This window comes from Anabaena sp. CCY 9402-a (assembly GCF_963920945.1).
Lineage (GTDB): Bacteria > Cyanobacteriota > Cyanobacteriia > Cyanobacteriales > Nostocaceae > Trichormus > Trichormus minutissimus.
Map to the genome: position 1 here is coordinate 80839 of NZ_CAWUDL010000012.1, position 11197 is coordinate 92035.

Consider the following 11197-nt stretch of genomic DNA (forward strand, 5'->3'; position numbering starts at 1 on the left):
ATTACATTAAGCTAGTCCAACCTTAGCAATCAAAACATCAATAATTTTGATAGCGATAAAAGGAGCAATCACACCACCAAGCCCATAAATAAAGATATTGCGCTGCAAAAGTTGATCAGCAGTTAACGGTCGAAATTTTACCCCAGTTAATGCTAGAGGAATCAAGGCTGGAATAATCAAAGCGTTATAAATCAAAGCTGATAAAACCGCAGATTGGGTACTAACTAAACCCATAACATTTAAACCACTAACACCAATTCCAGGAAAAATAGCAGGAATAATTGCAAAATATTTGGCGACATCGTTAGCAATAGAAAAAGTTGTTAATGCTCCACGGGTAATTAACAATTGCTTACCAATAGTGACAATATCAATTAATTTTGTGGGGTCAGAATCTAAGTCCACCATATTAGCAGCTTCCTTGGCTGCTTGTGTCCCAGAATTCATTGCTACACCGACATTTGCTTGAGCTAGTGCAGGAGCATCATTAGTACCATCCCCTGTCATAGCTACTAATTTACCTTGGGCTTGTTCGCGACGGATTACCTCAATTTTATCTTCTGGAGTGGCTTCAGCAATAAAGTCATCAACTCCTGCTTCTTGAGCAATTACAGATGCCGTGATGCGGTTATCTCCTGTGAGCATGATAGTTTTAATTCCCATGCGGCGCATTTGGTCAAAGCGTTCTCTAATGCCGGGTTTGATAATATCTTTGAGATAAATTACGCCATAGATATCACCATTTTGACACACTGCTAATGGAGTTCCACCTAATCTAGAAACTCTCTCATAAGCTGCATCTAATTCGGGACTGATTTGCCCATTTCTAGAACGCACAAATCCTTTAATAGCATCTACTGCCCCTTTGCGAATTTCTAACCCATTGGGTAAGTCAGTTCCACTCATCCGCGTTTTAGCAGAAAACTCAATTCCTGTTGATTTTTTCGTGTCGAAATCCAATCTTGCGCCAAATTTTTCGGACAGTTTGATAATAGATTTACCTTCTGGAGTTTCATCAAATACACTGGATGCTAATGCTACTCTGGCTACATCATCCAAAGTATGACTGTTAACAGGAATAAATTCTTCTGCCAAGCGGTTGCCTAAAGTAATCGTCCCGGTTTTATCTAATACTAAAGTGTTAATATCTCCACAGGCTTCTACAGCTCGTCCAGAGGTGGCGATGACGTTAAATTGGGCAACTCTATCCATCCCTGCAATCCCGATCGCACTTAATAATCCGCCAATTGTTGTAGGAATCAGTGCTACTAATAAGGCGATTAAAACGGCAATACTCACGGGTGATTTTACGTAGACTGATACTGTAGGTAACGTCGCAATCACCACTAAAAAGACTTGAGTTAAAACCGCTAATAAAACTGTCAGTGCGATTTCATTCGGTGTTTTAGTGCGAGCTGCACCTTCCACCAGGGAAATCATGCGGTCAATAAAACCTTGTCCGGGGTCAGATGTGACACGGATGACCAATTCATCAGAGATGATCCGTGTTCCTCCGGTGACAGAACTGGCAATATCTGTTCCTGGTTCTTTTAATACTGGTGCTGATTCCCCTGTAATTGCAGATTCATCCACAGAAGCAACCCCAGCAATCACCTCGCCATCGGCTGGAATCATGTCACCAGCAATAACTTTAATTTGGTCGCCGCGACGTAAAGCAGTAGAGTTCACCTCTTGAATCGTGCCATCAGGAAGCAGTTTGCGGGCGGTAGTATCAGATTTTGTGGCTCGTAAAGTGTCAGCTTGAGCTTTACCCCGTCCTTCCGCCACGGCTTCGGCAAAGTTGGCAAATACAATGGTGAAGAACAAAATTAAGGTAATTAAACCGTTAAACAATCGGGGGTTGTTACCGGGAGTGTTGCCGAAAAGGTTAGGCTCAATTGTGACTAATGCTGTAATAATTGTGCCGATCCAAACTAGGAACATTACCGGATTTTGGAGTAGGTGACGGGGATCTAATTTGACAAACGCTTGTTTAAATGCTCTGGTGTAGAGTCCGGTGGTTTTGGGTTTGGGTGTATGTTTGCGTTGTTGGCGAGTTTTGGTTTTCATTTTTTTAACGCAGAGGGACGCGGAGGTTTACGCGGAGTGGCGCGGAGATTTTTAAGAGGCGATGAGGAAGGCTTCGGCGATGGGGCCTAGCACTAATACGGGGAAGAAGGTTAATGCACCGAGGATGAGGATTACGCCGCCTGTAACTGTGGTGAAGAGTCTGGTGTCGGTTCTGAGTGTGCCGGAGGTCATAGGAACGGGCTGTTTGCGGGACATACTATCTGCTAGGAGTAGTAAGGCGATGATGGGGATATAACGACCGGCTAAGATACTAAGGCTGGCGGTGAGATTCCACCACAGGGTGTTATCGCCTAATCCTTCAAAGCCTGAACCATTGTTGGCGGCGGCGGAAGCGTATTCATAAACTACTTGGGAAACACCGTGAAAACCAGGGTTGCTAATGCCTCCGAGGGTGTCGGGGAAGGCAAATACTATTGCCCAAGGAATTAAAATGGCGAAGGGATGAACTAAGAGGACGACGCTGGCGAGGATGATTTCTTTTTTTTCAATTTTGCGTCCTAAAAATTCTGGTGTGCGTCCTACCATTAAGCCGGTGAGAAATACTGCCAAAATTAAGTAGATAAATAGGTAGGCTGTTCCTGTTCCTTGTCCTCCCCAAATGATTTGCAAGAACATATTAAATAGAGTCACAAATCCGCCAGGAGGCATTAAAGAATCGTGCATTCCGTTGACTGCACCGCACATTGTGGCTGTAGTGGTGACTGCCCATAGTGCGGTTTGCGCCCAACCAAAGCGGACTTCTTTACCTTCTAAGTTCGGTTGTTGTGACCCTAAGAGGGCATTAACTTGGGGATTGCCTTGATATTCTCCTATAGCTGCGATCGCAATCAAGACAACAAATATAATAAATACCATCCAGTAGATTAACCAGGCTTGCTTACGGTTGTTGGCAAATACACCATAGGTGTAAATTAAGGCTGTAGGGATGGAAATCATGGCTACAGTCTCTAATAAGTTAGAGAAACCATTGGGATTTTCTAGGGGATGGGCTGAGTTGATGCCAAAAAAACCACCGCCATTTTCTCCTAACTGTTTTATGATCTCAAAATGGGCGACAGGGCCGCGAGCGATCGCCTGGGTTGAACCTTCTAGAGTATTGGCGATTGCTACTCCTGCTAGGGTTTCTGGTACACCCGCCAAGATTAACAATAAGCCCCCCACAATAGATAACGGTAGCAATATGCGTGTAATTGACCTAGTTAAATCAACATAAAAATGCCCCAAGGGTCTACCAGTTAAACCCCGAATAAACGCTATACCCACAGCCAAACCAGTTGCTGCTGAGGTGAACATCAGAAAACCTAAAGCAAACATTTGACTGGCGTAGCTATAGGTTGTCTCTCCTGAGTAGTGCTGTTGATTTGTATTGGTAACAAAAGATATGGTAGTGTGTAGTGCTAAATCCCAACTTGGTACACCCAAACCCGTAGGATTTAGGGGTAAGACTCCTTGCAACATGAAGATGGAAAACACCAAAATAGCCATCATGAGATTGCTATATAATACTGATGTGGCATATTGTTTGCCCGTCATGTCTAACTGTGAATACACGCCACTCAAGTTGTAAATCAACCTTTCCACGGGATTAAGTATAGGATCAAGTAATGTTTTTCCTCCCATGTAAACACGAGCCATATATCTCCCAAAGAAGGGAGTGATAGCAATGACAATTATTAAGGTCAAAGCTATTTGTATCCATCCTTGCAACATGAATTTTTTAAACTCCTGACAGGAATATTGGAATTATTTAGTAAACACTCGTTAAATGAGTAGTAAATTGGATGGGTTTTCTGTAATACAAACTTTAATTCTGGTACTTGGGCTGAATTTAATGTCAAACCTAGCAATTCGTCACCACAAAAAATAGTTGGTTCTGCACTTGCTGAGATGACTTTATTTCCTCTGACAAGACCTATTAAAAAGCAATTGGCTGGAAGATGGAGATTACTTACCGCCACACCACACCAACAATTGTTGATCTGTACTTTTAGACTAATTAAACCTAATGCCATAACAGCATATTTCCCTGGATAGAGACTGGCTCTATTTCTAGTTTTATTAATTTATATGATGGATTGTAGAAAATCTGAAAACAAGGTATAGAAGATATAAATAAACGTTTATTTAGTGTTTACTGTGTTTAGTTCCCATCTAAACGCCATATATTTTTAAATAAACGCGATTTTCATGAAATAAAATTAATATAGGATTTATATTTGATTTTTGAAAAATATGTATGGTGTGTTAGGCGTAAGCCGTAACGCACCGAAAGCTCTGAGGGGGCGAGATTTTTTCTCCAAATCAAACCGGATTTTTATATAGAGTTCACGGTTATGAATGATTAAAAAAGAAGCAACTCAATAGAGATTTATTTGAGTAATTAACAGGTTATTAATAAATGGTCGATATCAAAAAGAATATACTATCTACGAAGATACAATATGTCAGAACTTTGATTATTTTAGTAATATTTATCATATTAGGAGTTTTAGAGTATTCTACGCCTAGTGAATACGTATTTGGATATCTCTACAGTGGAGCGATTCTATTAGTAAACTCTTGGTTTGGAGAACGGGCAACTGTGCAAGCCACATTTGTAGCAGTTCTCCTCACAATATTAAATGTATGGCTACCTGGAAACGCAGCCATGAAAATTTCTGTATTTGCCAGCCGTTTTATTGCTGCAATGGCTTTAATTGTAACGGGGTTTTTAAGTCAAAGATTGCGTCGTTCACAAGAAGCGATCGCTCTCACCAAAACCAAGTTAGAATCACAAGAGAAATTAGCAAGATTACGAGAAGATTTTGCTTCTACGCTTACCCACGATTTGAAAACGCCATTGTTAGGTGCAATTGAAACTATCAAAGCCTTTCAAAAAGAGCAATTTGGTGCAGTTTTACCAACCCAACAGCCAATCTTAGCAACAATGGCACGTAGCCATGAAACGTCTCTGCAACTATTAGAAACTTTATTAGATATCTATCGCAATGATACCGAAGGCTTAAAGCTGAATCTAGCACCTGTAGATTTAACTTTTTTGGCGGAGGAGGTTTCTATGACTCTAACGCAATTAGCTGCTAGTCGTCGTGTACATCTATCGTTTAATTATGGTGATTCAGATTTTAGGCGATCGCTGTGGGTAAACGGTGATGCACTGCAATTACAAAGAGTCTTCACTAACTTGTTAGTCAACGCTATCAATCATTCTCGACGAGGCGATCGCGTTGAGATAGTTTTAGCACCCCAAGCCTCTTATCAAGTTGTCAAAATTTTAGATACTGGTGCAGGGATTTTACCTGAACACTTCCCCTACTTATTCGAGCGATTTTATCAAGGACATAGTGATAGACAAGCTAAAGGTTCTGGATTGGGGCTTTACCTATCACGCCAAATCATCGCCGCACATGACGGTATAATCTGGGCAGAGAACAGAGTGCCTACTGGTGCTATCTTTAGTTTTAAACTACCCGTTTTGCCAGTGAGTGCTGAGTAGTGACAGATTAATTCACATACAGTTTGATGCAGAAGGTAATTCTCAATCCAAATCCATCTTGAAAAGTTTCTTACGGCGGGTTTCCCACGATAAGAACTTTCCGCAAAATCCAAAATCCAAAATGGTATCAGATGTCTTCTACCCCAATCAAAATTCTCTTAGTTGAGGATGATGAACTCTTCCGCCTAGGCTTGCGTGTGCGATTGCAACAAGATAGCCTATTTGAGATTACGGCTGAAGCCGAAGACGGTGAAACAGCAATTGAATTAACTAAGCAATATCCTTTTGATGTTGTGCTTTTGGATGTAGGATTACCAGGGATTGGTGGAATTGAAGCCTGTCGTCTGATTAAACAACAAAATCCCCCTTTACCTATATTAATCCTCACATCCCACTCCCAAAAAACCCTCATTGCCAAGTTGATTGAAGCTGGCGCACAAGGTTATTGTTTGAAAGGTATTGCGGCGGAAAAATTAGTATTAGCACTGCGTTCAGTGGCGAGTGGTGCATCTTGGTGGGATGAAACCGCAACCCAAGAAATTCGTTCTTCTTTTACAGTCAATACGTCACAAGTTGACTCCAACCCCCAAATCGCTAATCCTCTCACCCAGCGTGAACAAGAAATTTTAGAACTGCTAGCAGATGCAAAAACCAATCAACAAATAGCTGAAATCCTCTACATTACACCCGGTACAGTTAGGGTACACGTCCATGCTATCTTGCATAAATTAAAAGTCAGCGATCGCCAAGCCGCAGTTATGATTGCTTTCCAAAAACAATTGATCAAACACAACAAATTCCTTTGACAGTCCCCAGTTTAGATTTAGAATTTTATTTATTCCTATAGGTTATAACTATGATCTGTAAATTCATTTTACTTTTAGACTCATGAAATCCCTGAAAAACATCGTCAAAATATCAATTTTACTGACTTTCATGACCTACATCCAATCACCCCCGGCGTGGGCGGATGTTTTACCTCCCGGAGAATCTCCAGTTTCTTACTGTTTCCAAATAGCAAATATTAATAAATATTCCAATTATTTATTAATTGCCCAGATAAAATCACAAAACCCCAGCCTACCAACATATAACAGAATTATCAAACAAGGTAAATGTTTGGAATTAAATGGGTATCGAGAGTATAGCGATATCTACGCCATCGAAAAATCTCAAGTGAAATCTCAGGATATTCTTGAGAGTAATGGAGATGAATCTATTAAAGACTGGAATAGTAAAGCATCGCTTTTAATTCCTAGTAAAAATAGTATTTCTTCTTTGCGATTACTACCAGATAGATATGGAGTCAAAAAAGTCTCTGATATTTTAGAAATTGTGGCGATTACGCCCAAATTTATCGAATTAAAATATAAGGAAGTCATCTATACTTCTCAACTAGACACTTCAGAAATAAAAGCTTATCAAGCACAAGATAAAAGGCCTTTACCTTCCTTTAATCATCAATTAAACTTTTTAAATTTGATAATCCCTGGACTATCAATAGTTGGCATGATGCTAGTTTATAAAAAATCAAAAATTTTCAGAAACCGAAGCTAATTTTCAGAATAATGTCAATAGTTGTGGCTACTGTTTTAGTATTAATTAGTGCAATATTATCTGTTGCTTTTCCTCTTGCTACTTACACATTTACGTTAGCAACATTTGGACTTACCCATGTTTTAACAGAACTACATTACGTTAATAATCGCTTTAGCCAGCGTCTTGGAAATGATTTGCGTTTGAGAATTAACCAGTTATTATTACTAATCATTTGTTTTCGCAGCTTGCAAGTATTTGGACTAGTTTCTACTTGGGTAAGTATCCCCTTAGAATTAAGTTGTGTAATTGGATTAGTTGCACTTGTGACACCAGTATTAGTGAAAAAAGACTGGCGATTAGGAATTTTGGGGATTGCATTATGTGCCATTCTCGCCGTAGGGATATTTTGGTCAGCAACTCTCACGTTATTGTTGTTAGCTATATTACATAACATTACCCCTGTGGGATTTATCGCTGAAAAATTGCGAGGTAGACAACGAAATTATGCTTTATTAGCCTGTTCTGTAGTATTTATTTTAGTTCCCTTAGTTATTATTTCTGGACTCCTCGACCAATTTTTATCTTCTATTGGTTTAGTAGACTTAAAAGCATCTTTATTTCCCGCAGGGGGGCTGGAGTTTCATTTGGGAGTATTTATACCACCGCAACTACAAAATCAAGCGATTGCGATTCATGCTTTTTCCGCAGCAGTGTTTCTACAATCTATGCACTACGCCGTAGTTATTGGAGTCTTACCTAAGTGGGATAATCCTCATCAATATAAAATAACTAACAGTTTTTTTCCTTGGTTAGTGGTGTTTTTAAGTACATTGTTATTTGTTGGTTTTACTATATCATTCATCAATGCCCGTGCTGTTTATGGAATTATCGCAGCAGTTCATGCTTGGGTGGAAATTCCAATTTTGCTTCTAGCTTTAGCAATCCCAGAAAAAAGCAAAATGAATTGTGAAAGTATTTCATCTTGACAATTTATGAATTAACAGCCCGCCTAAAAACGAAGTTGTATTAGCAATCATGGATAAAAAAAACCCTTTTCGCCAATCTAACTTTAAAAATATTTTATATAGAATACCTTCAGCAATTACAACTAAACTTTCTATTATTGCTACTCTCAGAGGAAATTTCATGTAAGGAATCAGTATTTGGTTACTTTCCCAAGCTAGGGGATGGGTAAAGAGGGTTGCAGCACACGCTAAAATTAACGCATTGTAGACATCCCAACGAGAACGTATTTGCTGGGTAATTCCTAGTATAAATAACACAGTCGGTAGCTCAATTACCCAGGAAATCATTAATGCTAACAACTGCGTCAAGTCGCTTCTCATACGAGACACTACGCGAACGCTCCAATTAAAAATTAAAAATTAAAATTAAAGACAATTAGTGGGGGCTTGTAGCTTGCTTGCTGTATGCTATGTGGAACAAATTTTTCGGCTGTGAAATATACTTCTGTTTTTAACCCTAGGGTATCGCGGCGATCGCTTCCTGCATTGACAATGATATGAGATGAATTAATTTTAGGTAATGGTGAGGTCAGAGAAAGATGAATTTCATCGTTGATAACTATTTTATTAGCCGAGATTTTTTCTACCTTTTTGATAGTTTTAACGCCAACATCACCATTGCGATAACAGAGTCTACCAAAGGCTAAACCAGTTACCTGTGGTGGAACTTCTAGCAGATAAAAGTGGTCAGAGGAAAGCCATTCTTGCCAACTTTTATCACCCCCACGACCGAGATAATAAATAGATGATTGGGGAAACTTTAACCAAACCTTAGCAGAGAGAGATTGCGGAAAAATAATTACGGGAATTGTTCTGTCAGGCTTCAGGGAGATTTCTCTGAATAATGTTCCCCCACGATACTTAACTCCGTTCGCATCATATTTATCGACTGCGATGACTTCCGGTGTCGCTGTTAGTGCTTTAGCACTTTTACAAAACTTTGCACGCTTGGCATCTTTTGATTGGAATGAATTGATTTGAAAAAAAATGAGAAAACTAATCGAGATTAAACCTAATACTATGAGTACCCAAGCAACTCGATTAATTTTCATAACTATTCACCGACACGATATTAATCCTTATGACTGCTGCCAGCAACGGATAAACAGTGCGCCACCTGCTACTAGCTTGATTACTTCTAGGAAGAAATAACTACCATGAAGCAGATTCATCTCTGCGGGAATTGTCGATACTGTGTCAAATAAATTGAGATGAACACCAAGCGCACACATTTGCGGAGTTAATAGATAGGTGTTTAAAAGAGCGATCGCAAATAGTATGACTGCGAAAAGTAGACAGTTAGTATTCCACTGATCATAAGTTTTTCTCCAAGCCAGTACACCAGTCAGAACTCCGGCGGCAAATAATAATTCTAGGCGATTAAAAGCCCAAAAAATCACATAGCCAACGGTAGTAAAACCATCTTGGTTCATCATGCCAGAGAGATAAAGACTAGGCATAATTACCCAATCTAATACGAGACTAGCACTTAGCCAAAAGCCAAGAGCAAGCAAGACAGCATTTTGCCAACTTGACCGTCTGAATTCAAATTTAGAAATAGTATTCATAAGAATAATTGCCTGTGTTGTACCTTTAGTTTCTAACCTCAACAGTAACTTTGACAACACTTATCAACTAAGTTTAACAAAACCTTGAAGCTTTAAGTAATAATAGTGATTCTTGCAATGTATTAATAATAAATATTAATTTTTTTAGAGAGTTTTAAACTAATATCCCCGGTATAATTGTGATCTAGTTGGTTATATCAATAAAGCCATGCGCCTTGCAGTTGTATTGGGTACAGCGATCGCCACCACAGCTTTAATATGTAGTCAGAGTCAAGCGATTCAGCTACAAGATGGGACAGTGTATTTTGTTCAACCGCCTCGCCTAGTCGAATCTGCAACTACATACAATGAAGTCTATATCTGGGGTGCAACCTATTATTTCACTGTCAGCGTGCCAGAAAATGCGGGTGAACCCTTACAAAAGATGACGATTAATCAGCGTGAGGGAGTAGATCATATTCGTTTTGACCTGAAAAACACTATTGCCTTTGAGGGTACACGCTCACGCAGAGGTGAGAGTATTAGATTAAAAGATGTAACTAGCGATCGCAAAACTAGAACAGTATCTTTAATCTTTGACCCATCAGTATCACCCGGTAAAACTATCACCATAGGTTTAAAACCCTGGCAAAATCCCTCATCTGCGGGTGTTTACTTATTTGGAGTGACCGCTTTTCCCCAAGGGGAGAAAAACCACAGTCAATTTCTTGGTTTTGGCAGATTCCATTTTTATAACCATAGAAGTAACTATTTTCCCTTCCTTTATGGTTGGTAATAATAATTCAAAATATCCTCTAGGTTAGGTTTACGGCGACCTAGGAAAACAAGCTACAAAATTCAAAAATAAATATATTTATAGGATTCATATTTGATTTTTAAATATACGTAGGCTTTGCTCATTCTACGTTATTTAAAATGTTTTACATATCACTTGTAATTTTTACGCCAGTATTTTTTATACTTAATCAGCTAGTAAAATAAATTACTCAATATTAGTAATTATCCGCATTATGCAGTCATCTTCATCAAAATTTTAACTAAATTAAGCTTCTAGGATATCGCATATACAAAGTTAATATATGACTATCGGTAGATTTACACAAAGTTTTATTAACCTTATCTTAATTTAAGAGCTTTGCAAATCAAGCACTTCAGTTTTTACAGTCTCATGAACAAACCATTTCAGCCAAAAAAGCACATTTTTCTCGTTTAAATAAGCCTTGATAAATATGGTGAATTTTCAGGCTGATGGATCACATTTATACCCATCAGGCAATCATTATCATGTGTTAGAGCAATCATGTATTACATAAAAAGGAAGCTTTTCCACCGCTAAGTTTTAGTGATTTATCGATCATTCCTCAACAGAGAAACAAAGCTGTGGTCAAGTATTTCGATACAAACCAAGACAATCATGCAAAAATTAATGGCTCTCCTAGAGTGGTTATGATAAAATACTATAAATAAAATAGATAACTGCT

General features: G+C 38.8%; 11 protein-coding genes. 5 read left to right on the plus strand and 6 right to left on the minus strand.

Translation table 11 applies throughout. From position 1 onward, the window contains the following. Positions 1 to 6: 6 nt before the first annotated feature. From kdpB to ACM0OR_RS06670, 3 genes are read right to left on the minus strand one after another with little or no spacing between them, the layout of a single operon-like run. Positions 7 to 2070, minus strand: a complete 2064-nt coding sequence (kdpB, locus tag ACM0OR_RS06660; protein ID WP_414575545.1) for a potassium-transporting ATPase subunit KdpB — start codon at positions 2068 to 2070, stop codon at positions 7 to 9. A gap of 51 nt (positions 2071 to 2121) precedes the next feature. After that, a complete protein-coding gene (gene kdpA / locus ACM0OR_RS06665; RefSeq protein ID WP_414575546.1) occupies positions 2122 to 3801 on the minus strand; it encodes a potassium-transporting ATPase subunit KdpA in 1680 nt (559 codons plus the stop codon). After that, complete coding sequence (locus tag ACM0OR_RS06670; RefSeq protein WP_414575547.1) at positions 3777 to 4103, minus strand: hypothetical protein; 327 nt, start codon at positions 4101 to 4103, stop codon at positions 3777 to 3779. The genes kdpA and ACM0OR_RS06670 overlap by 25 nt, the downstream gene beginning before the upstream one ends. 386 nt (positions 4104 to 4489) lie before the next feature. Here ACM0OR_RS06670 and ACM0OR_RS06675 point away from each other — a divergent pair, with 386 nt between their 5' ends. The 4 genes from ACM0OR_RS06675 to ACM0OR_RS06690 all read left to right on the plus strand — a co-directional run bounded on the left by ACM0OR_RS06675 (position 4490) and on the right by ACM0OR_RS06690 (position 8109). Then, on the plus strand, positions 4490 to 5584 hold the full coding sequence (locus ACM0OR_RS06675; RefSeq protein WP_414575548.1) for a sensor histidine kinase: 1095 nt from the start codon (positions 4490 to 4492) through the stop codon (positions 5582 to 5584). Between the two features lie 131 nt (positions 5585 to 5715). Beyond that, positions 5716 to 6390 (plus strand): response regulator, encoded by a 675-nt coding sequence (locus tag ACM0OR_RS06680; RefSeq protein ID WP_414575549.1) that lies wholly within the window; start codon positions 5716 to 5718, stop codon positions 6388 to 6390. Between the two features lie 82 nt (positions 6391 to 6472). After that, positions 6473 to 7141 carry a hypothetical protein gene (locus ACM0OR_RS06685; RefSeq protein ID WP_414575550.1) on the plus strand — a complete coding sequence of 223 codons (669 nt, stop codon included), beginning with the start codon at positions 6473 to 6475 and terminating at the stop codon, positions 7139 to 7141. Between the two features lie 11 nt (positions 7142 to 7152). After that, positions 7153 to 8109 (plus strand): hypothetical protein, encoded by a 957-nt coding sequence (locus ACM0OR_RS06690; RefSeq protein WP_414575551.1) that lies wholly within the window; start codon positions 7153 to 7155, stop codon positions 8107 to 8109. Here the strand turns inward: ACM0OR_RS06690 and ACM0OR_RS06695 are convergent. Genes ACM0OR_RS06695 through ACM0OR_RS06705 form a run of 3 tightly spaced genes read right to left on the minus strand, consistent with a single transcriptional unit; the run spans position 8101 to position 9716 of the window. Next, on the minus strand, positions 8101 to 8469 hold the full coding sequence (locus tag ACM0OR_RS06695; RefSeq protein WP_414575553.1) for an Rnf-Nqr domain containing protein: 369 nt from the start codon (positions 8467 to 8469) through the stop codon (positions 8101 to 8103). The two genes, ACM0OR_RS06690 and ACM0OR_RS06695, sit on opposite strands and share 9 nt — an antisense overlap. Before the next feature lie 32 nt (positions 8470 to 8501). Then, positions 8502 to 9200, minus strand: a complete 699-nt coding sequence (locus tag ACM0OR_RS06700; RefSeq protein ID WP_414575552.1) for a hypothetical protein — start codon at positions 9198 to 9200, stop codon at positions 8502 to 8504. A 27-nt stretch (positions 9201 to 9227) separates the two neighbouring features. Next, positions 9228 to 9716 carry a hypothetical protein gene (locus ACM0OR_RS06705; protein ID WP_323267968.1) on the minus strand — a complete coding sequence of 163 codons (489 nt, stop codon included), beginning with the start codon at positions 9714 to 9716 and terminating at the stop codon, positions 9228 to 9230. Between the two features lie 208 nt (positions 9717 to 9924). Between ACM0OR_RS06705 and ACM0OR_RS06710 the strand changes: the two genes are divergently transcribed. Next, complete coding sequence (locus tag ACM0OR_RS06710) at positions 9925 to 10491, plus strand: DUF2808 domain-containing protein (RefSeq protein WP_323267967.1); 567 nt, start codon at positions 9925 to 9927, stop codon at positions 10489 to 10491. The last annotated feature ends 706 nt before the right edge of the window (positions 10492 to 11197 follow it).